This is a genomic window from Streptomyces sp. NPDC096079 (assembly GCF_040303145.1).
Classification (GTDB): Bacteria; Actinomycetota; Actinomycetes; order Streptomycetales; family Streptomycetaceae; genus Streptomyces.
The window spans coordinates 716,850-738,209 of sequence record NZ_JBEOST010000002.1; the positions used below are offsets into that span (position 1 = coordinate 716,850).

17 protein-coding genes are annotated in these 21,360 nt (G+C 72.5%); 10 read left to right on the forward strand and 7 right to left on the reverse strand.

All coding sequences use genetic code 11. The annotated features are described in order from the left end of the window. Positions 1–64: 64 nt before the first annotated feature. Complete coding sequence (locus tag ABTY59_RS07235; protein WP_352017894.1) at positions 65–430, reverse strand: hypothetical protein; 366 nt, start codon at positions 428–430, stop codon at positions 65–67. Positions 431–723: 293 nt separating this feature from the next. Here ABTY59_RS07235 and glnA2 point away from each other — a divergent pair, with 293 nt between their 5' ends. The 3 genes from glnA2 (at position 724) to ABTY59_RS07250 (ending at position 3,413) form a co-directional block, all read left to right on the forward strand. Next, positions 724–2,085: a gamma-glutamylpolyamine synthetase GlnA2 gene (gene glnA2 / locus ABTY59_RS07240; RefSeq protein ID WP_352017895.1), complete on the forward strand. Its 1,362-nt coding sequence runs from the start codon at positions 724–726 to the stop codon at positions 2,083–2,085. Positions 2,086–2,197: 112 nt separating this feature from the next. After that, positions 2,198–2,686 (forward strand): GNAT family N-acetyltransferase, encoded by a 489-nt coding sequence (locus ABTY59_RS07245; RefSeq protein WP_352017896.1) that lies wholly within the window; start codon positions 2,198–2,200, stop codon positions 2,684–2,686. Between the two features lie 37 nt (positions 2,687–2,723). Beyond that, positions 2,724–3,413 carry a histone deacetylase gene (locus ABTY59_RS07250; RefSeq protein ID WP_352017897.1) on the forward strand — a complete coding sequence of 230 codons (690 nt, stop codon included), beginning with the start codon at positions 2,724–2,726 and terminating at the stop codon, positions 3,411–3,413. On the opposite strand, the gene ABTY59_RS07255 is transcribed toward ABTY59_RS07250, so the two are convergent. Both ABTY59_RS07255 and ABTY59_RS07260 read right to left on the reverse strand, forming a co-directional pair. Next, positions 3,340–3,771 (reverse strand): VOC family protein, encoded by a 432-nt coding sequence (locus tag ABTY59_RS07255; RefSeq protein WP_352017898.1) that lies wholly within the window; start codon positions 3,769–3,771, stop codon positions 3,340–3,342. The genes ABTY59_RS07250 and ABTY59_RS07255 overlap by 74 nt on opposite strands. 46 nt (positions 3,772–3,817) lie before the next feature. Continuing rightward, positions 3,818–5,869: a PIG-L family deacetylase gene (locus tag ABTY59_RS07260; RefSeq protein WP_352017899.1), complete on the reverse strand. Its 2,052-nt coding sequence runs from the start codon at positions 5,867–5,869 to the stop codon at positions 3,818–3,820. Positions 5,870–6,190: 321 nt separating this feature from the next. On the opposite strand from ABTY59_RS07260, the gene ABTY59_RS07265 reads away from it, so the two are divergent. Continuing rightward, positions 6,191–9,178, forward strand: a complete 2,988-nt coding sequence (locus tag ABTY59_RS07265; RefSeq protein WP_352017900.1) for a bifunctional [glutamine synthetase] adenylyltransferase/[glutamine synthetase]-adenylyl-L-tyrosine phosphorylase — start codon at positions 6,191–6,193, stop codon at positions 9,176–9,178. Positions 9,179–9,188: 10 nt separating this feature from the next. Here ABTY59_RS07265 and ABTY59_RS07270 read toward each other — a convergent pair whose 3' ends face one another. Both ABTY59_RS07270 and ABTY59_RS07275 read right to left on the reverse strand, forming a co-directional pair. Continuing rightward, positions 9,189–10,010, reverse strand: a complete 822-nt coding sequence (locus ABTY59_RS07270; RefSeq protein WP_352017901.1) for a DUF4344 domain-containing metallopeptidase — start codon at positions 10,008–10,010, stop codon at positions 9,189–9,191. A gap of 65 nt (positions 10,011–10,075) precedes the next feature. Then, on the reverse strand, positions 10,076–10,684 hold the full coding sequence (locus ABTY59_RS07275; RefSeq protein ID WP_352017902.1) for a TetR/AcrR family transcriptional regulator: 609 nt from the start codon (positions 10,682–10,684) through the stop codon (positions 10,076–10,078). Between the two features lie 116 nt (positions 10,685–10,800). Here ABTY59_RS07275 and ABTY59_RS07280 point away from each other — a divergent pair, with 116 nt between their 5' ends. After that, on the forward strand, positions 10,801–12,336 hold the full coding sequence (locus ABTY59_RS07280; RefSeq protein ID WP_352017903.1) for an APC family permease: 1,536 nt from the start codon (positions 10,801–10,803) through the stop codon (positions 12,334–12,336). Then, positions 12,246–13,814, forward strand: a complete 1,569-nt coding sequence (locus tag ABTY59_RS07285; protein ID WP_352017904.1) for an amidohydrolase — start codon at positions 12,246–12,248, stop codon at positions 13,812–13,814. The genes ABTY59_RS07280 and ABTY59_RS07285 overlap by 91 nt, the downstream gene beginning before the upstream one ends. Before the next feature lie 176 nt (positions 13,815–13,990). On the opposite strand, the gene ABTY59_RS07290 is transcribed toward ABTY59_RS07285, so the two are convergent. Further along, the gene (locus ABTY59_RS07290; protein WP_352017905.1) at positions 13,991–14,908 is read right to left on the reverse strand and encodes a phosphatase PAP2 family protein; all 918 of its coding nucleotides are present in this window, start codon (positions 14,906–14,908) and stop codon (positions 13,991–13,993) included. Between the two features lie 75 nt (positions 14,909–14,983). Then, positions 14,984–16,018, reverse strand: a complete 1,035-nt coding sequence (locus ABTY59_RS07295) for a LacI family DNA-binding transcriptional regulator (protein ID WP_352017906.1) — start codon at positions 16,016–16,018, stop codon at positions 14,984–14,986. Between the two features lie 337 nt (positions 16,019–16,355). On the opposite strand from ABTY59_RS07295, the gene ABTY59_RS07300 reads away from it, so the two are divergent. The 4 genes from ABTY59_RS07300 to ABTY59_RS07315 are packed head-to-tail and all read left to right on the forward strand — an operon-like array spanning position 16,356 to position 21,240. Next, positions 16,356–17,633 (forward strand): extracellular solute-binding protein, encoded by a 1,278-nt coding sequence (locus ABTY59_RS07300; protein ID WP_352017907.1) that lies wholly within the window; start codon positions 16,356–16,358, stop codon positions 17,631–17,633. Positions 17,634–17,653: 20 nt separating this feature from the next. Further along, positions 17,654–18,667 (forward strand): carbohydrate ABC transporter permease, encoded by a 1,014-nt coding sequence (locus ABTY59_RS07305; protein ID WP_352017908.1) that lies wholly within the window; start codon positions 17,654–17,656, stop codon positions 18,665–18,667. Next, a complete protein-coding gene (locus ABTY59_RS07310) occupies positions 18,664–19,533 on the forward strand; it encodes a sugar ABC transporter permease (protein ID WP_469536011.1) in 870 nt (289 codons plus the stop codon). Before ABTY59_RS07305 ends, ABTY59_RS07310 begins: the two co-directional genes overlap by 4 nt. Positions 19,534–19,572: 39 nt before the next feature. After that, a complete protein-coding gene (locus ABTY59_RS07315; protein ID WP_352017909.1) occupies positions 19,573–21,240 on the forward strand; it encodes a glycoside hydrolase family 13 protein in 1,668 nt (555 codons plus the stop codon). The last annotated feature ends 120 nt before the right edge of the window (positions 21,241–21,360 follow it).

Here is a 21,360-nt window from a genome sequence, read left to right on the forward strand (position 1 = left end):
TGGGGTGGAGTTCGGGGGTGGACGTGCGGGGCGGGGCCCGCCGCGAGGCGGGCACCCGGTGCCGTCACGTCCGGAGAACTTGAAGGACGTGCAGGTCCGGCGCGCGCGGCCGGGCGTCCGAACGGCGGGCCGGCCCGTCACCGGAAGGCGGCGCGGGACGCGGCGAGATGCCCTCCGCGTGGAGCGGGGTGTCGGGCGGGGGCGCGCTGAGCACCGCGGGGGAGAGCGAGGGGAAGAGGGAACAGCCGCCGCGGTCGTACGGACAGACGAACTCGCCGGCGGCACCGGCCGAGGCCTCGGCGCCGACGGCCGCGGCCCCGGCGGCCGGCCGCGCGGCCCCCTCGTGATGGGCCCGTGACCCGTCCGGCCCCGTCCCCAGACAGAGGAAGAGCGCGCCGAGGAGCGTCGCCACGGCACTCACCAGTGCCATGGGACGCGCGTGTCGGGACAGGCGTACGAGCCGTGGGGCCCCCATGGGCGCAGATCGTAGTGGGCGAGAGGCCCCTGTGGGCCGAACGGGGTACCACTCGGTACCGGCGAGAGGGTGCCGGAACGGTGGACGACCGCCCGGATCCGGCCGTTCTCCCGTTACCTGAGTCACACCCGAGCGGGCAGTATGGGTGTGCAACGTGCGCGAAACCATGTGGTGGGATGCTCAGGTGCCCCCCGATGCACCGGAGGCGGTGGGAGCAGGCGGCCTGACCAGCGAGGATGGGTGTGGAAATGGACAAGCAGCAGGAATTCGTGCTCCGTACGCTCGAGGAGCGCGACATCCGCTTCGTACGCCTGTGGTTCACCGACGTGCTCGGCTTCCTGAAGTCGGTGGCCGTGGCGCCCGCCGAACTGGAGCAGGCCTTCGACGAGGGCATCGGCTTCGACGGCTCCGCGATCGAGGGCTTCGCCCGGGTGTACGAGTCGGACATGATCGCCAAGCCGGACCCGGGCACCTTCCAGATCCTGCCCTGGCGCGCCGAGGCCCCGGGCACGGCCCGGATGTTCTGCGACATCCTCATGCCCGACGGCTCGCCGTCCTTCGCGGACCCGCGCTATGTCCTGAAGCGCGCCCTTGCCAAGACCTCCGACCTCGGCTTCACCTTCTACACCCACCCCGAGATCGAGTTCTTCCTCCTCAAGGACAAGCCGCTCGACGGCACCCGGCCCACCCCGGCCGACAACTCGGGCTACTTCGACCACACCCCGCAGAACGTCGGCATGGACTTCCGCCGCCAGGCCATCACCATGCTCGAATCCATGGGCATCTCGGTGGAGTTCTCCCACCACGAGGGCGCGCCCGGCCAGCAGGAGATCGACCTCCGCTACGCCGACGCCCTGTCCACCGCGGACAACATCATGACCTTCCGCCTGGTCATGAAGCAGGTGGCCCTGGAGCAGGGCGTGCAGGCCACGTTCATGCCGAAGCCGTTCTCGGACTACCCCGGTTCGGGCATGCACACCCACCTGTCGCTCTTCGAGGGCGACCGGAACGCGTTCTACGAGTCGGGCGCCGAGTACCAGCTGTCGAAGGTGGGCCGCTCCTTCATCGCGGGCCTCCTGCGGCACGCGGGCGAGATCTCCGCCGTCACCAACCAGTGGGTCAACTCGTACAAGCGCATCTGGGGCGGCTCCTCCCGCACGGCCGGCTCGGGCGGCGAGGCCCCCTCGTACATCTGCTGGGGCCACAACAACCGCTCCGCCCTCATCCGCGTCCCCATGTACAAGCCGGGCAAGACGGGCTCGTCCCGCGTCGAGGTCCGCTCCATCGACTCGGGCGCCAATCCGTACCTGACCTACGCGGTCCTCCTCGCCGCCGGTCTCAAGGGCATCGAGGAGGGCTACGAACTCCCGGCCGGCGCCGACGACGACGTCTGGGCGCTCTCCGACGCGGAGCGCCGCGCGATGGGCATCGAACCGCTCCCGCAGAACCTGGGAGAGGCGATCGCCCTGATGGAGAAGAGCGAACTGGTCGCCGAGACCCTGGGCGAGCACGTCTTCGACTTCTTCCTCCGCAACAAGAAGCAGGAGTGGGAGGAGTACCGCTCCGAGGTCACCGCCTTCGAGCTGCGGAAGAACCTGCCGGTGCTGTAAGGGCGTTGGGAGACCTCGTGCCCGCCCGCGCCGACCGGGCGGGCGGCTCCCGTTCGGCCGTGCGACCCAAACCCCGTTGCCCGGGGCGCGGGAGGCGGTTCAGACTGCCGCCGTGAAGATCGAATCCGTCGCCACCGCGCGACTCGTGTTGCATCCGTTGAGCGTGGACGAGGCCGAGCGCATCGTCGCCCGGGAGTCCGGGCCCGGGGACCTCTGGGGGGAGGGCTATCCCGGGGACGGGGACGTGCGGGCGAACACCGGGTTCCTGCGGGGCGTCGCCGAGCGGGGCGATCCGGGGCCGTACCGGGTCTACGAGATACGGCTCGACGGCGTCGCCGTCGGCGGCATCGGCTTCCACGGGCCGCCGGACGAGATCGGCGTCGCGACCGTCGGATACGGGCTCGTGCCCGGGGCACGGGGCAAGGGGTACGCCTCCGAGGCGCTGCGGGCCCTCCTGGAGGTGGCCCGCAGGGCCGGCGCCGCCGGGGTGAAGGGCGACGCCGATCTGGACAACCCGGCCTCGCACCGGGTGATGGAGGCCGCCGGGATGCCCTGCGTCGCCGAGGACGGACAGCTCCGCCACTTCTACCTGGGTTTCTGACGTCCGTACGGCTCCGGCCGCGCTAGCGTCGGGTCCCATGCCGGAACCCGAGAGCCGTGTCTGGTACGCCGCCTACGGCTCCAACACGCACGTCGAGCGCCTGCGGTACTACCTCGACGGCGGCCGTCCGCCGGAAGCCGTGCGGGGGTTCCCCGGGTGCCGGGACCGGCGCCCGCCCGAGCGGTCCGTGCCCGTCGAGCTGCCCGGCCGGGTGTACTTCGCGACCGACTCGCCCGTGTGGGGCGGCGGCCGCGCCTTCTACGACCCGGCGGCGGACGGCACCGCGTGGGGCGTCGCCCACCTCCTGACGGCCGGACAGTTCTCCGACATCGCGGCCCAGGAGATGTACCGCCCGCCCGGTGCCGACCTCGACCTGGCCGGGGTCCGCGCCACCGGGCGCCGGGTCCTCGGACCCGGACGGTACGAGACCCTCGTGTGCCCCGGCCTCCTCGACGGCCTCCCGGTGCTGACCTTCACCGCCCCCTGGCCGATGCCGGGCGACGGCGGCCTGCGGGCGCCCTCCGCCGCCTACCTGCGGCACCTGGCGGCCGGACTGGGCCGGGCCGGGGCCTGGGCGCACACCGAGGTCGCCGCCTATCTCGCCGCCTGTCCCGGCGCCGCCGGCCACTGGACGGCCCGCGCCGTGGCCGGTCTCAGCGCTCCGCCAGCTCCGACGGGGCCTCCTGCACCACCCAGCCGTTGCCGTCCGGATCCACGAAGGACATGAACGAGTTCCAGGTGCCGCCCTTGCCGTCCTCCCAGCCGGTCTCGCCGACGTGCATCACCGGCGAGACGTCGACACCCCGGCCGACGAGCGCCTCCCGCGCCGCCTCGATGTCCGTGACGCAGAGCTGGAGACCCTGCAGGCTGCCCGGGGCCGCCGTCTTCGTGCCGGGCATCTGCGGCATGCCGCCGAGCATCGAGATCGAGCAGCGCGAGCCCGGCGGCGTCGCCTGGATGACCCGCACGCCGGGCGCCACCTCGCTGTCCAGGTCGATCGTGAAGCCGCACTTCTCGCCGTAGAACTCCTTCGCCCGGTCCAGGTCGCTGACGGGGACCGTGACGACTTCCAGCGTGATGTTCATGGGGACCACGGTCCCGTACGGGACCGGTCCACGCACCCGGAACGGCTCAACGCGTCGCAGGTGTCCAGTGCAGCCGGCCGTCCAGGCCGATCGCCGCCACCCCGTCCGTACCGGCGTCCGGCGCCCCGGAGAACAGGAACCGCTCCAGCGTCCAGACCGGCCGCGCCCCGGCCCGGCCGTGCGGGGCCGTCGCCAGGAAGCCGGTGCGGGAGCGGACCGCGAGCAGGCCGTCGCCGCCGCTCACCGGACCGAACCCCGCGACACCGGTGCCGGACAGCTCCGTGACCGGGGACACCGGGCCCGTGCCGGAGAAGTCGGCGCTCCGCAGATCGCCGGAGGCCGGCTTGCGGAACCAGAGCCGTACACCGCCGCCGTCCGGCGCCGCGCTCGCGCTCAGCGCGAGGGTCGTCGGCGGCAGCCCGGTCGGCGCCGGCCCGGTCAGCGGCCCGCCGGGCGCCCGCTCGGCCCAGGCGAGGACGGTGTCCGGGGTGCTGGCGAAGACGTATCCGCGGCCGTGCGCGTCCGTCGCCGCCACCGGGTCGCCGTACACCTCCGTGCCGCCCAGCGACCGCCACGGGCCCCAGCCGCCGTCGGCGCGCTGCTCGCGGGCCGTCAGCCGGTGGCGGCTGTCGCGCAGCACCAGGGTGGCCCGGCCGTCGGCGGCCACCGTGACGGCGGGGGCACTGATGTCCGAGGTCCCCTCGGCGTCGCTGCGCTCGGGCGTGCCGAGCGACCGCCAGGCGCCGAAGGAGCCGCCGGGGACCGACTGGACGGTGGTGACGACCTCGCGCCGGTAGTCCGCCGCGTCGCCGCCGAGCGTCGTGCGCGTGCCGAAGACGGCGATGCGGCCGTCGGGCAGGGACACGGAGGTGACCCCGCTGTCGAGGCCCCCGCCGGGCAGCATCTCCGGGCCCCGCCAGGCCACCGCGTCGGCCGGCTTCCGCCAGGCCGCGAGGTGGCCGTCGAGGACGGAGAAGGCGCGCAGCCCGCCGTCGGGGCCGCGCTGGACCCAGGAGGTGGAGGTGCCGCGGGCGTAGCGGACGGTCTGCGTCCAGCCGCGTCCGGCGGGCCGCGCGGCCACCTTCAGGTCGCCGCAGCCCGCGACGGTCCCGCAGTCCTGGACCCCGTCGAGCCAGGCGTACGTCTTCAGGGTCGCCAGCTTCGCGTCGGCCGCGTCGGGGTCGAGGGTGTGCGGCAGGGCGCTGGTCGGGTAGCCGAGGTAGTTCTGCACGCCGACGTGCGGGTGCCCGGGCAGCTCCGCGTACCGGGCGAGCGCGGCCTGGGCGAACCGCGCCCCGAACAGGTGGTCCTGGTGGTCCCGGAACGCCCCGCCGTCCGGGTACGTGCCGGGGCTCGGGTCCTGTGCCCTGACGAAGGTCGGCCGGAACCGCTCCAGGATCCCCGTCAGCGTGGCGACGACCTGTTCCCTCGTGTAGGCGAAGTCGGCGGCGACCGGGGTGCCGGCGGAGCGCTGCGACTCGAGCGCGGTGATCCGGCCGGTCCACAGGCCGTGGAGGCTGTGCGGCCGGTCGCCGTTGATGGCGCCGGCCTCGCGTATCTGCAACCACATCAGCTTGACCTGCGGCTTGGCACGCAGGGTGTCCAGCTCGGCCCACCCGCCGCCGGCCGTGGGTATCGCCTCCCGGTCCCAGGCGCTGGTCCGGCTGCCGGTGGCCATCTCGGCGTACGCCGCGCGTATGCCGTTCTGCCGGGCCTCGGCGTAGCCCGCCTTGTCGGTCGGGGTCGCGGCGGCGTCCCGGGGGCGCGCGTTGACGCCGTCGGACTCGCCGGCGGTGAGGTAGACCGAGGTGAGGGGGCTGCCGGAGCGCAGGGACTGGGACACGTCCGGGTTCATGAAGAACAGGTCGTCGTCGGGGTGGGCCACGATCTGCACCACGGAGGCGGGGGAGCCCGTGGTCCGGACCGGGGTCCTCTTCGCGGGTGCCTTCGCCTCCGGCGCCGGCGGGGGCGGCGCGGGTGCCTCCGGCTTCGCGGCCGTCACCGAGAGGAGTCCGGCGAAGGTGCCGCCGACCAGGGCGGTCGCGACGGCCGCCGAGACGATGCTGCGGCGGGAGGGGCGGCGGGGGCGGACAGGCATGATCGGCGGCGCTTTCACTGACGGGCGGGGCGGGGCGGGGCGGTGCAAGGCGAGGCTGGGGCGGGCGAAGCGAGGCGAGGCGGGGCGAGGCGGAGTCGAGCGAGGCGGGGCGGGGGTGGCGGGGCAGCCCCCGCAGGCACGCGGCGGGGAGCCGCGCACCTCAAGACGGACCTTCCAGATTTACGGTTCATTCGCCCGGAAAGCGATCTTTGTGCGCGATCTCACGTGTGACGCGGCGCATCGGCGGGCGGGGAAGCCCCCGGCCCCCGCTCCCGATAGGCTCGACCCCTTGGGGCTGACCTGCTCGGAGGGAGCGGCGGAATGACGGTGCCGGGACGCAGGAGCAGCACGTTCTCACGTCTGCTGCGGCACGGGTTCACCGACCCCTCGGGGGCCGAGCGGCTCCTGGACGTGCCCGAGCTGTCCGCGCTGCGCGGCGACGACGTCCTCCTCGACGCCCTCGGCGCGACCCCCGACCCCGACCTCGCGCTGCGCGGCCTGGTCCGGCTCGTCGAGGCGCAGCCCGAGACCGAGCGGGGGACCCTCACCACCACGCTGCTCTCCGCGAAGCCGTTCCGGGACCGGCTGCTGGGGGTGCTCGGCTCCTCCGAGGCGCTCGCCGACCACCTGGCCCGGCACCCCCGCGACTGGGAGTCCCTCGTCCAGTACGAGGCGGCCGACCTGCACCCGGGGGTCGCCGAGTTCGAGCAGGGGCTCGCCGAGGCCGTCGACCCGGTGTCGCTGCGGGTCGCCTACCGCCGCTGCCTCCTGGCCATAGCGGCCCGTGACGTGTGCGGCACCGCCGACCTCGCCCAGACCGCCGCCGAGCTCGCCGACCTGGCGACGGCGACCCTGCGCGCCGCGCTCGCCATCGCCCGTACGGCGGCGCCCGCCGACGCCGCCATGTGCCGGCTCGCGGTGATCGCGATGGGCAAGTGCGGCGGCCACGAGCTCAACTACGTCTCCGACGTGGACGTGATCTTCGTCGGTGAGCCCACGGAGGGCGCCGACGAGGGCAAGGCGATCCAGGCCGCGACCCGGCTCGCCTCCCATCTGATGCGGATCTGCTCGGAGACCACCGTCGAGGGCACCATCTGGCCGGTCGACGCCAACCTCCGCCCCGAGGGCCGCAACGGCCCCCTCGTCCGCACCCTCTCCTCCCACCTGGCCTACTACCAGCGGTGGGCGAAGACCTGGGAGTTCCAGGCGCTCCTGAAGGCGCGCGCGGTGGCCGGCGACCCCGAGCTGGGCGCCCAGTACATCGACGCCGTCTCCCCGCTCGTCTGGCAGGCCGCCGAGCGCGAGAACTTCGTCCCCGACGTGCAGAAGATGCGCCGCCGCGTCGTCGACAACATCCCCGTCGCCCAGGTCGAGCGCGAACTCAAGCTCGGCCCCGGCGGCCTCAGGGACGTCGAGTTCGCCGTCCAGCTCCTCCAGCTGGTGCACGGCCGCAGCGACGCCACGCTGCACAGCGGCACCACCCTCGACGCGCTCGCCGCCCTCGCCGCCGGCGGCTACGTCGGCCGGGCCGACGCCTCCCAGCTCGACGAGGCGTACCGCTTCCTGCGGGCCATGGAGCACCGCATCCAGCTGTACCGGCTGCGCCGCACCCACCTGGTCCCCGAGGACGAGGCCGACCTGCGCCGCCTCGGCCGCTCCCTCGGGCTGCGCACCGACCCGGTCGCCGAGCTCAACAAGGAGTGGAAGCGGCACGCGGCCGTCGTGCGGCGGCTGCACGAGAAGCTCTTCTACCGGCCGCTGCTCGACGCCTTCGCCCAGCTCGCCCCCGGCGAGATCCGGCTCAGCACGAAGGCCGCCGGGCAGCGGCTCGAAGCCCTCGGGTACGCGGACCCGGCCGCCGCCCTGCGCCACCTGGAGGCACTGGCCTCCGGGGTGAGCCGCAAGGCCGCGATCCAGCGGACGCTGCTCCCGGTGCTGCTCGGCTGGTTCGCCGACTCGGCCGACCCGGACGCCGGACTCCTCGGCTTCCGCAAGGTCTCCGACGCGCTGGGCAAGACCCCCTGGTACCTGCGGCTGCTCCGGGACGAGGGCGCCGCCGCGGAGAACCTCGCCCGGGTCCTCTCCGCCGGGCGGCTCGCCCCCGACCTGCTGCTGCGCGCCCCGGAGGCCGTCGCGATCCTCGGCGACCCGGAGGGCCTGGGGCCGCGCGGCCGGGACCATCTGGAGCAGGAGGTCCTCGCGGCGGTGGGCCGGGCCGACGACGCCGAGCAGGCGGTCGCGGCGGCCCGCGGGGTGCGCCGCAGGGAGCTGTTCCGTACCGCCGCGGCCGACCTGATCGGCTCGTACGGCACCGAGGACAACCCCCGCGAGCCCGATCCGGGCGCGCTCGTCGACCGGGTGGGGGAGGCCGTCACCGACCTCAACGCGGCGACGATCGCCGGCGCCCTGCGGGCCGCCGTGCGCGCCGAGTGGGGCGACGAGCTGCCGACCCGGTTCACGGTGATCGGCATGGGGCGCTTCGGCGGCCACGAGCTGGGGTACGGCTCCGACGCCGACGTGCTGTTCGTGCACGAGCCGCGCGAGGGCGTCGACGAGCAGGAGGCGGCCAAGGCCGCGAACCGGGTGGTCGCCGAGATGCGCAGGCTCCTCCAACTGCCCACCGCCGACCCGCCGTTGCTGATCGACGCCGATCTGCGCCCGGAGGGCAAGAGCGGCCCGCTGGTGCGCACCCTCAAGTCGTACGAGGCCTACTACCGTCGCTGGTCGCTCGTCTGGGAGAGCCAGGCGCTGCTGCGCGCCGAACCCATGGCGGGCGACCGGGAGCTGGGCGAGCGGTTCATCGAGCTCGTCGACCCGCTGCGCTACCCGGTGGAGGGGCTCGGCGAGGACGCGGTCCGCGAGATCCGGCGCCTCAAGGCCCGGATGGAGTCCGAGCGGCTGCCGCGCGGCGCCGACCCGACCCTCCACGCCAAGCTGGGCCGGGGCGGTCTCAGCGACGTCGAGTGGACGGTCCAGCTGCTGCAGATGCGGCACGGCTGGGCCGAGCCGGGCCTGCGCACGACCCGGACCCGCGAGGCGCTGGGCGCCGCGCACGCGGCGGGGCTGATCCCGACCGAGGAGGCGCAGACCCTCGACGAGGCCTGGGTGCTCGCCACCCGGGTGCGCAACGCGGTGATGCTGGTGCGCGGCCGCCCCGGCGACACCTTCCCCTCGGACCCGCGTGAACTCGCCGCGGTCGCACGGTACTTGGGGTACGAGCCGGGGCACGTCGGCGAGATGGTCGACGACTACCGCCGGATCACCCGCCGGGCGAGGGCCGTCGTCGAGGAGCTGTTCTACGGGGCGTGAGGCCCGAGGGCTACTGCTGCTTGAGGTACGGGGCGAGCAGGGTGCCCCACGCCTTCAGCATCTGCTGGTACTCGGCGGGGCAGCGGGCGGCGCGGTCCGCCGGGAGGAAGCCGCCGGGGTTGTCCTCGGTGAGGACCACGGACCGGTAGAGCTCCGGGTCGGAGCCGTACAGCCAGCAGGTCGTGTTGTAGAAGCGCTGCGAGCTGAGGGAGTGCTCGTCGGCGAGCTGGGCGCTGATGTCGCCCTGCTCCGTGGCCTGGGCGAGGGCCGCCCACGCCTCGATGGCGCTCACCGCGTATCCCTGATGGAGCGAGTCCTCCGAGAGCAGGAGGGCCGACAGCTGGTCCGCCGCGTCCTCCTCCCGGCCGGTCACGGGCAGGTCGTAGACGTCGATCAGGGCGTGCGCGAACTCGTGGAAGACGGTGCTGTTGGAGAAGCCGATGACGTCGTCGTCGGTGGCGCGGGCCTGTTCGGCCGGGCTGCCGTCGGTGTTCTGTTCCGCGAAGACGCTCCGGAACAATCCGGCGTATCCGTAGCAGAAGTAGATGCTCTGGGTCTCGGGATCCCACGCGGCGTTGGCCTCGTCGCAGCTCACGCCCACCAGGGGGATGTTCCCGGGGAGTCCGACCAGGTCGTTCACATGGGCGGCGGCGCTCTCCAGGACCTCGTTGTCCTGGAGGAACTCCTGCTCGGCCGCGTCCTCCTGGGTCTGTGCGGGCCGGTACTCCACGACCAGCAGACCCGGCCCGGGCGCGGCGGGCGCCGCGGGAGCGCCGAACACCAGCAGGGCCGAGGCGGTCAGGACGGCAGCCGCCCATCTCCGGAACAGCATCGTCGTCTCCGTCCCGTGACGTGGAACTCCCCCTGGGACGCGCCGTACAGGAAAAGCATAGGCCCCTACGGGGTGTTCAGCATGTTCCGCACGCGGTCCAGGTAGCCGGCGAGGGCCAGCTCGAAGGCCCGGTCGCCGCGGCCGTCCGGGGCCGCGCCGAGGGCGCGGGCCAGCCGCGGGGTGGCCGTCTCGTCGGTGACGTCCCACATCGCCTCGGGGGCGGCCATGTCGAGGGCCGAGCCGAGGACGATGTTCTCCAGGGCGATGACGACGGGCATGACGTCCGTCAGGGCGAAGCCGGCGTCGAGCAGGCGGCCGACCGCCTTCTCGTACTGGGCGAGGACCTTGGGCGCCCGCACCGGTGAGGTGGTCAGCAGCGCGATCGCGCGCGGATGGGCGGCGAAGGCGGCCCGGTAGGACCGCGCCCAGGCCGCCATGGCGGTGTCCCAGGGCTCGTGGTCGAGGGTCGCGCCGTCGATCGCGCCGGCGACCCGCTCGCGCAGCAACTCGACGATGCCGTCCCTGCCGTCGACGTGGTGGTAGACGGAGGCCGTCTGCACGCCGAGCCGCCGGGCGATCTGCGGGACGCTGAACTCGCCCTGCTCGTCGACGATCTCGAGCGCCGTGGTGGTGATCCGCTCCCGGTCGAGGAGGGGTCTGCGCGGCCGGCCCATGAATCGTCACTCCCTGTTCAGATGCTCGTCAGGTCTTCCCGAACGGTCGAGCACGAGGCTACATTGCGCAAACCGAAAGCCTTTAGGTTTCCTGTCGCGGAAAGGCTTCCCCCGCCATGTCCTCACCCACCCCCGACGAGCCCCCAGGCCTGAGAACCGGCACCCTCACCACCGCCGACGTCTCCTTCTTCGTCGTCTCCGCCGCCGCCCCCCTCACCGTCATGGCCGGCGTCGCCCCGGTCGCGATCCTCCTCGGCGGCATCGGCGCACCCGTCGGCTACCTCCTCGCCGGCCTCACCCTCACCGTCTTCGCCGTCGGCTTCACCACCATGAGCCGCCACGTCCGCAGCGCCGGCGCCTTCTACGCGTACATCACCCGCGGCCTCGGCAAGCCGGTCGGCATCGCCGCCGCCCTCGTCGCCATGCTCGGCTACAACGGCATGGAGATCGGCGTCTACGGACTCCTCGGCTCCGCCACCTCCGACACCGCCGCCGCCCTCGGCCACGACGTCCCCTGGCTGCCCGTCTCCCTCGCCGGACTCCTGGTCATCTGGTACGGCGGCTATCGCTCCATCGACTTCGGCGCCAAGGTCCTCGGCGTCCTCCTCGTCGCCGAGACCGGCATCCTCGTCCTCCTCGCCGCAGGCGTCCTCCTCGACGGCGGTGCCGACGGCCTCTCCCTCGGCGGCCTCGCCCCCGCGCACGTCCTCACCGGCGGCACGGCCGCCGTCCTCGCCTTCGCGTTCGCCGCCTTCACCGGCTTCGAGTCCACCGTCATCTACCGGCGCGAGGCGAGGAACCCCGAGCGCACCATCCCCCGCGCCACCTACATCGCGGTCGCCTTCCTCGGCCTCTTCTACGCCTTCGTCGTCTGGACCGTCATCCAGGCCTTCGGCGAGGACAAGGTCGTCCAGGCCGCCGCAGCCGACCCCGGCGGCCTGTTCTTCGCCGCCATCACCACGTACGTCGGAGCCTGGGCCGCCGACCTGATGCACGTGCTCATCGTCACCAGCGTCCTCGCCTCCCTCCTCGCCTTCCACAACGCCATCAACCGGTACACGCTCTCCCTCGCCGACGAAGGCGTCCTGCCGAAGGCCTTCGGCAGGATCCACCCCCGCCACCGCTCCCCGTACGTGGCCGGAGCCGCCCAGACCGCGCTCGGCGCCCTCGTGGTCCTCGCCTTCGCACTCGCCGGAGCCGACCCGTACCAGCAGCTCCTGCTCTGGGTGAACACCCCCGGCATGATCGGCCTGATGGTCCTCCAGCTGCTCGCCGCGCTCGCCGTGCCCTGCTTCTTCCGGCGGATCGACCACACCGAGGGCGTCCTGCGCACCGTCGTCGCCCCCGTCGCCGCCTTCCTCCTGCTCGCCGGGGCGATCGGCCTGGTCACCGCGCACGTCGACCTCTTCACCGGTGCCTCCACCACGGTCAACACCGTGCTCGTCTCCCTCACCCCCGCCGTCTTCCTCCTCGGGCTGCTCCTCGCGTACCGGCTCCGCCGCACCCGCCCCGAGACCTACGCCCGCTTCGCCGCCGAACCGACCGACCCCGGAGACCCCGCATGTCCGCACCCGACCTCGTCCTCGTCAACGCCCGCGTCCGCGACCCCGAGCTCACCGGCGCCACGGCCGTCGCCGTCCATGGCGGACTGATCACCGCCCTCGGCACCGACGCCGAGGCCCACACCTGGACCGGACCCGGCACCGAGACCGTCGACCTGGCCGGCGCCACCCTCACCCCCGGCCTCACCGACGCCCACAGCCACCCCGTCTGGGGCCTGGAGATGTTCACCGGCACCGACCTCTCCGCCGTCACCGACCTCGAAGGCCTGCGTGCCGCGCTCCGCGCCGCCGAGCGCCGCGACGGCTGGGTCCTCGGCTTCGGCCTCGACCACAACGTCTTCGGCGGCCGCCCCGTGCACCACGACCTGATCGAGGACGCCCTCGACGGCGCTCCCGCCCACCTGCGGCTCTACGACGGTCACTCCGCCCTCGTCAGCTCCGCCGCCCTCAGGGCCGCCGGCATCGAGGGACCGCGCTCCTTCGCCCAGCACTCCGAGATCGTCTGCGACCCCGACGGCCGGCCCACCGGACACCTCGTCGAGCACGCCGCCATGGACCTGATGACCCCGGTCCTGCCCACGCAGCCGTACGCCGAGCGCCGCGCCCGGCTCGTCGGGCTGCTCGGGGCCATGGCCGCCACCGGCCTCACCGCCGCCCACGTCATGGACCTCGGCGGCCACGACGTCCCCGGCCTGCTCGCCGGCATCGAGGAGGACGGCGACCTGCCGGTCCGCCTCCGTCTCGCCCCCTGGTGCATGCCCGGCGCCACCGCCGAGGAGCTCGACGCCTTCGTACGGCTCCAGGAGCGGGCCGGACGCCTCTGGGCGGTCGGCGGCGTGAAGTTCTTCATGGACGGCACCGTCGAGGGCGGCACCGCCTGGCTGGAGCACGCCGACTGCCACGGCCAGGGCACCGACGCCTTCTGGCCCGACCCGGCCGCCTACTCCGCCGCCGTGCGCCACCTCCACCGGGCCGGGGTCGGCACCGCCACCCACGCCATCGGCGACGCCGCCGTGCGCCACGTCCTCGACACCGTGGAAGCCCTCGGCGCGGGCGGCCCCCGCCACCGGATCGAGCACATCGAGACCGTCCCCGACGACCAGCTGGGCCGCTTCGCCGCGCTCGGCGTCGTCGCCTCGATGCAGCCCCCGCACACCGCGTACACCCGCGCCGACCACACCGACGAGTGGTCCAAGCGGCTGGGCGAGGAGCGGGCCGCCCGCGCCTGGCGCTGCCGCGACCTGCGGGACGCCGGGGCGCACCTCGCCCTCGGCTCCGACTGGCCCATCGCCCATCACGACGCGCGGCAGGTCCTCGCCACCGCGCGGGCCCCGCGCGGCGCGGCCGCCGCCCGGCACGGGCTCACCGGTCTGATGGCCCTGGAGGGGATGACCACGCACGCGGCGGTCGCCGCGGGGGAGGAGGCGGTCGCGGGCCGGATCGCCCCGGGATACCGGGCCGACCTCACCGCCTTCGCCGTGGACCCCGTGGAGGCCCCGGCGGACGAGGTCGCCGAGGCCCCGGTCCGGCTGACGGTCGCGGGCGGCCGGATCACGTACCGGGGCTGAGGGCGGCCGGATCACGTACCGGGGCTGAGGGCGGCCGGATCACGTACCGGGGCCGAGGGCGGCCGGATCACGTACCGCGGCTGAGGGCGCTCGGATCGCGTACGCGGCGAGGGCGCCCGGATCACGTACGCGGCGAGGGCGCCCGGATCGCGTACCGGGGCCGAGGAGCGGGTGCGTCAGCGGCCGGAGCCGACCTGCTCCTCCGCGTCCTCCGGCGCGCGGTCCGTCCCCTTCACCGGGGGCGGGCCGCTCCGCCGCGGGGTGGACGCCGTGGGCTCCACCAGCTTCGGCAGCCGGTGCGGGCGCGAGCCGTACCAGAAGTAGGAGACGGCGAAGCCGAAGGACAGGCAGATCACGCCGCCGACCGCGTCCATCCAGAAGTGGTTGGCGGTGGCCACGATGACGACGAGGGTCGCCGTCGGGTACAGCAGGCCCAGGATCTTCGCCCAGGGCGCCTTGGCCAGCAGGAAGATGGTGACGCCGCACCAGAGCGACCAGCCGATGTGCATCGACGGCATGGCCGCGTACTGGTTCGACACGTGCTTGAGGTTCCCCGAGGCCATCGAGCCCCAGGTGTGGTGGACCAGCACCGTGTCGATGAAGTTCTGGCCGTTCATGAGCCGCGGCGGCGCGAGCGGGTACAGGTAGTAACCGACCAGGGCCACACCGGTGGTGGCGAACAGAACGGTACGGAACGCCGCGTAACGGCCCGGATGCCACCGGTACAGCCACACGAGCACACCGATCGTCACGACGAAGTGCAGCGTGGCGTAGTAGTAGTTCATCGACACGATCAGCCATGTCACCGAGTTCACGGCATGGTTGACGGCGTGCTCGAAGGCGAGACCGAGGGACTCCTCGGTCTTCCAGATCCAGTCGGCGTTCTTGAGCGCCTCGGCCTTCTGCTCCGGCACCGCGTTGCGGATCAGCGAGTACGTCCAGTAGCTGACCGCGATGAGCAGGATCTCGAACCAGATCGTGGGGCGCCGGGGCGTGCGCGCGCGCAGCCGCGCGAACCTGCCCTCGTCGGTCACGATGGGTGACGACGACGGGGTCGTCCGGCTGTCCAAGCTCTTCACGGTCGTTTCACCCATAGCGCAAGAGTCTGCCAGATCCCGTCCCCCCGACCGATCATCCCTCGGTCGGGTTCCGGGTGCACCCGGTCCACCTCAGGAAGGAGTCCGGACGGACGTCGGGGCGGATGCGGTCGAACCACGAACCACCAGCTCAGGCATGAAGACGAACTCGGAGTGCGGGGCGGGGGTGCCCCCCACCTCCTCCAGGAGCGCCCGCACCGCGGCCTGGCCCATCGCCTGCACCGGCTGCCGGATGGTCGTGAGCGGCGGATCGGTGAACGCTATGAGCGGAGAGTCGTCGAAACCGACGACGGAGACGTCCCGGGGGACGTCGAGACCCTGCTGCCGGGCCGCGCGGATCGCACCGAGCGCCATCATGTCGCTCGCGCAGACGACGGCCGTGCAGCCCCGGGAGATCAGCGCGCCCGCCGCCGCCTGCCCGCCCTCCAGCGTGTAGAGCGAGTGCTGGATCAGCGCCTCGGACTCCTCGGGGGACAGGCCGAGCCGCTCCCGCATGCCCTGCTGGAAGCCCTCTATCTTGCGCAGCACCGGCACGAAGCGCTTGGGCCCGACGGCGAGCCCGATCCGGGTGTGGCCGAGCGCGGCCAGGTGCGTCACGGCGAGCCGCATCGCCGCCCGGTCGTCGGGCGAGACGAACGGCGCCTGGACCTTGGGGGAGAAGCCGTTGAGGAGGACGTACGGGACGCCCTTGCCGCGCAGCTGGTCGTAGCGCGTCATGTCGGCGGTGGTGTCGGCGTGCAGACCGGACACGAAGATGATGCCGGCGACGCCGCGCTCCACCAGCATGTCGGTGAGCTCGTCCTCGGTGGACCCGCCGGGGGTCTGGGTGGCGAGGACCGGGGTGTACCCCTGCCGGGTCAGGGCCTGCCCGATGACCTGGGCGAGGGCGGGGAAGATCGGGTTGTCCAGCTCGGGGGTGATGAGGCCGACGAGCCCCGCGCTGCGCTGGCGCAGACGCACGGGCCGCTCGTAGCCGAGCACGTCGAGCGCGGCAAGGACGGACTCGCGGGTGGCGGCGGCCACGCCCGGCTTGCCGTTGAGCACGCGGCTGACTGTGGCCTCACTGACCCCCGCCTGGGCTGCGATGTCTGAGAGCCGCGCGGTCATGAAGGTGGACTGTACCGGTCACGGGGCGTATTGCCCACCGCTCCTGCACGGACGGTCACGGCACGCTCCTTCCGCAAGCTCTTGCAGTCCTTGCGGGCGCCTTGTGGGGGCATTCGGGCCGGAAAGGGGGATCGTCCGCCCCTGTCAAGCGATCCTTCGGCAACCTTCGGGACACGCGGATGTAACGATCGCCGGGTCTTGCAGAAAGTTCTCGCAAGCTCTTTCGGCGCGTTTTCATCCCTGTTACGTTCCTGGCAACCCGGAGCGCCGCGAGGGAGCGGTCGCATGAGGAAGGTTCCAGCCCCTCGTCACCCCCGGGATCATCGAAGGAGTTCACATGCGGCGTGGCATAGCGGCTACCGCGCTGGTCGCGGCCCTGGGCGTGACCCTGGCGGCGTGCGGCGGCAGCGACAGCGGTTCCAACGGCGGTTCGAAGGGTTCGGGCGAGCTCTCCGGCACCGTGACCTGGTGGGACACCTCCACGGTCGGCTCCGAGGACAAGGTCTTCAAGAAGATCGCCGAGGAGTTCACCAAGGCGCACCCGAAGGTCACCGTCAAGTACGTGAACGTGCCGTTCGGTGAGGCGCAGAACAAGTTCAAGAACGCCGCCCAGTCCGGCTCCGGCGCCCCCGACGTCATCCGCTCCGAGGTCGCCTGGACCCCCGACTTCGCCAGCCTCGGCTACCTCGCCCCGCTGGACGGCACCTCCGCCCTCAAGGACCAGGACGACTTCCTGGAGCAGGCCGCCGCCTCCACGAAGTACAACGGCAAGACCTACGCCGTGCCGCAGGTCATCGACTCCATGGGCATCTTCTACAACAAGAAGATCTTCAAGGACGCCGGCGTCGAGGTCCCCAAGAGCATCGCCGAGCTCAAGTCCGTCTCCGCCAAGATCAAGCAGAAGACCGGCAAGACCGGCCTGTACCTGCGCGGCGACGACCCGTACTGGTTCCTCTCCTTCCTGTACGGCGAGGGCGGCGACATGGTCGACGCCGAGAAGAAGACCGTCACGATCGACAAGCCCGAGGGCGTCAAGGCGCTCGCCACGGTGAAGGACCTGGTCGACTCGAAGGCGGCGATCACCGACGCCACCAACGGCTGGGACAACATGCAGGCGGCCTTCAAGGACGGCAAGGTCGCCATGATGATCAACGGCCCGTGGGCCGTGACCGACACCTACGCGGGCAAGGAGTTCGCCGACAAGGCCAACCTGGGCATCGCCCCGGTCCCGGCCGGCTCGGCGGGCCAGGGCGCCCCGCAGGGCGGCCACAACCTCGCGGTCTACGCGGGCTCCAAGAACCTGGACGCCTCCTACGCCTTCACCGAGTACATGACCTCGGTCGAGACCCAGACGCGGATCGCCAAGGAGCTCAGCCTGCTCCCGACCCGCGAGTCCGTCTACATCAAGTCGGACGTCGCGACCAACGAGATGATCTCCTTCTTCAAGCCGGTCGTCGCCAAGGCCGTCGAGCGCCCCTGGATCCCGGAGGGCGGCAGCCTCTTCGAGCCGATCAAGGTCGAGTACACCAAGGTCCTCACCGGCCAGACGACCCCGGACGCCGGAGCCAAGGCGATCGGTGACTCCTACCGCAAGCTCCTGAAGGACTGGAAGTAAGAGAGAAGGCAGGCCGGCCCATGGCTGTGGACACCCCCAGCCAGTCGGTGGCGAAGGCCGCGGGCGACACCGTCGCCCGCGGCCGGAGCCGCGGAACTGGTACGTCGCACCGCGCGGCGAAGCGCTCCCTCTCCACCTACTGGTACGCCTGGGCGATGGTCGCCCCCGTGGTGGCCGTCATCGGCGTGATCATCGGTTATCCGCTGGTCCGCGGTGTCTATCTGTCGTTCACCGACGCCAACGAACGGAACGTCGCCCGGTCGATCGGCGTCAACGAGATCCCCGCCACCTACGAGTTCATCGGCCTGGACAACTACAAGGACGCCATCACCGGGAGCCAGTTCCTCGGAACCCTCGGCTGGACCGTCGTCTGGACCGTGTCCTGCGTGGCGCTGACCTTCGGCCTCGGCCTCGGCCTCGCCAACATCCTGAACCGCAGGATCGCCGGCCGCTCCGTCTACCGGATGCTGCTGATCCTGCCCTGGGCCGTCCCCGGCTTCGTCTCCGTCTTCGCCTGGCGCTTCCTCTACGACGAGCGCCGCGGCATCCTCAACCAGATCCTCGCGGGCGGCGGCATCGACGCCGTCCCGTGGCTCAACGACCCCACCTGGGCCAAGCTCTCGGTCATCGCGACCAACGTCTGGCTCGGCGTGCCGTTCATGATGGTCGCCCTCCTCGGCGGACTCCAGTCCATCCCCGGCGAGCTGTACGAGGCCGCGGAGATGGACGGCGCGAACGCCTGGCAGCGCTTCCGGCACATCACCCTGCCCGGGCTGCGCTCGGTGTCGACGACGGTGATCCTGCTCTCGACCATCTGGACCTTCAACATGTTCCCGGTGATCTTCCTGCTCACCCGGGGCGGGCCCGGCGAGGCCACCCAGATCCTCGTCACCCAGGCCTACAAGTTCTCCTTCGAGATCAGCCCGCGCGACTTCGCCCAGTCCTCGACGTGGGGCGTGCTCATCCTGGTCCTCCTGATGGTCTTCGCCGCGTTCTACCGGCGCGTCCTCCGCAAGCAGGGAGAAGTCTGGTGACCACCACGACCCCCGCCCCCCAGACCGCGAACACCCCGATCCGGGGCCGCCGCTCACCGCTCGCCTCGATCGGCCTGCACCTCACCCTGATCGTGACGTCCGTGATCGCCGTCTTCCCGGTGCTGTGGGTGCTGCTGACCTCGCTGAAGCCGGCGAAGTTCGCGACCACCACGGACTTCTTCAAAGAGACGACGTTCGAGAACTACACGAACCTGCTGAACGACACCCCGTTCCTCACCTGGTTCGGCAACTCGCTGCTCGTCGCCGGTCTCACCACCGTCGTCGGCGTCTTCATCTCCGCCACCACGGGCTACGCCGTCAGCCGCTTCCGGTTCCCCGGCAAGCGCGGCCTGATGTGGACCCTGCTCATCACGCAGATGTTCCCGGTCGCCGTCCTGATCGTGCCGATCTACAACATCATGGCGTCGATGGGCCTGCTCAACCAGCCGGCCGGCCTGGTCATCACGTACCTGACCATCGCCGTCCCGTTCTGCGCGTGGATGATGAAGGGCTTCTTCGACACCATCCCGCGCGAGATCGACGAGTCCGGCTACGTCGACGGCCTCACGCCCTTCGGCACCTTCTGGCGGCTCATCCTGCCGCTCGCCAAGCCGGGCATCGCGGTCACCGCGTTCTACTCCTTCATCACCGCCTGGGGCGAGGTCGCCTACGCCTCCGCCTTCATGGTCGGCGACGAGAACCTCACGCTCGCCGGCGGACTGCAGAAGTTCGTCAACCAGTACGGCGCGCAGTGGGGCCCGATGGCCGCGGCCTCCGTCCTCATCGCCGTCCCCGCCGCCCTGGTGTTCCTCTTCGCCCAGCGGCACCTGGTCACCGGCATGTCCGCCGGTGCCGTCAAGGGCTGAACCGCACCCCTCCCCATGTCCTTACGACCCAAGGAAGACATGACCCAGCACCTCGCCATCCCCGCCGCCGCCCCGACCACCGGCACGCACACGGGCTGGTGGAGAGACGCGGTGATCTACCAGGTCTACCCGCGCTCGTTCGCCGACGGAAACGGCGACGGCATGGGTGACCTGGAGGGCGTCCGCAGCCGGCTGCCGTACCTCAAGGAGCTCGGCGTCGACGCCGTCTGGCTCTCGCCGTTCTACGCCTCGCCGCAGGCCGACGCCGGCTACGACGTCGCCGACTACCGGGCCATCGACCCCATGTTCGGCTCGCTGCTCGACGCCGACGCGCTGATCCGCGAGGCCCACGGTCTCGGCCTGCGCATCATCGTCGACCTGGTCCCCAACCACTCCTCCGACCAGCACGAGTGGTTCCAGCGCGCCCTGCGCGAGGGCCCCGGCTCGGTGCTCCGCGAGCGCTACCACTTCCGCCCCGGCCAGGGCGCGAACGGCGAACTGCCGCCCAACGACTGGGAGTCCATCTTCGGCGGCCCGGCCTGGACCCGCACGGAGAACCCGGACGGCACTCCCGGCGACTGGTACCTCCACCTCTTCGCCCCGGAGCAGCCCGACTTCAACTGGGAACACCCCGCCGTCCGCGACGAGTTCCGCTCCATCCTGCGCTTCTGGCTCGACATGGGCGTCGACGGCTTCCGCGTCGACGTCGCCCACGGCCTGGTCAAGGCCGCGGGCCTGCCCGACATCGGCGCCCACGACCAGCTGAAGCTGCTCGGCAACGACGTCATGCCCTTCTTCGACCAGGACGGCGTCCACGAGATCTACCGCTCCTGGCGGCAGATCCTCGCCGAGTACGACGGTCAGCGCATCCTCGTCGCCGAGGCCTGGACCCCGACCGTCGACCGCACCGCGAACTACGTGCGCCCCGACGAGATGCACCAGGCCTTCAACTTCCAGTACCTGGGCACCCACTGGGACGCCGCCGAGCTCCGCACCGTGATCGACGCCTCCCTCGACGCGATGCGCCCGGTCGGCGCCCCCACCACCTGGGTGCTCTCCAACCACGACGTCACCCGGCACGCCACCCGCTTCGCCAACCCGGCGGGCCTCGGCACCCAGCTCCGCGAGGCCGGCGACCGCGAGCTCGGCCTGCGCCGCGCCCGCGCCGCGACCCTCCTCATGCTGGCCCTGCCCGGCTCCGCGTACGTCTACCAGGGCGAGGAGCTCGGCCTGCCGGACGTCACCGACCTGCCCGACGAGGTCCGCCAGGACCCGTCCTTCTGGCGGGCCAGCGGCCAGGACGGCTTCCGCGACGGCTGCCGGGTGCCGATCCCGTGGACCGCCGAGGGCTCCTCGTACGGCTTCGGCGACGGCGGTTCCTGGCTGCCGCAGCCCGCGACCTGGGCCGAGCTGAGCGTCGAGGCGCAGACCGGCGACCCCGGCTCCACCCTGGAGCTGTACCGCAGCGCGCTCGCCGTCCGCCGCGAGCGCCCCGAACTCGGTGCGGGCGAGTCCGTCGAGTGGCTGGAGGCGCCCGAGGGTGTGCTCTCCTTCCGCCGCGACGGCTTCGTCTGCACCGCCAACACCACCGGCCGGGCCATCTCCGTCCCGCTGCCCGGCCGGTACATCCTCTCCAACGAGGACGTCCGCGTCGTCGACGACGAAGCGGAACTGCCCGCCGACACCACCGTCTGGTGGGCGGTGTGACGATCCCCCTGCCGCGGGGGGGGGGGGGGGGGGGCGCCCGGGCCCCGGGGGGGGGGGCCCCGGGGGGGGGGGGGGGCGGCCCCGGCCGCCGGCGGCGGCCCGGGCAGCGCGCGGGGCGGG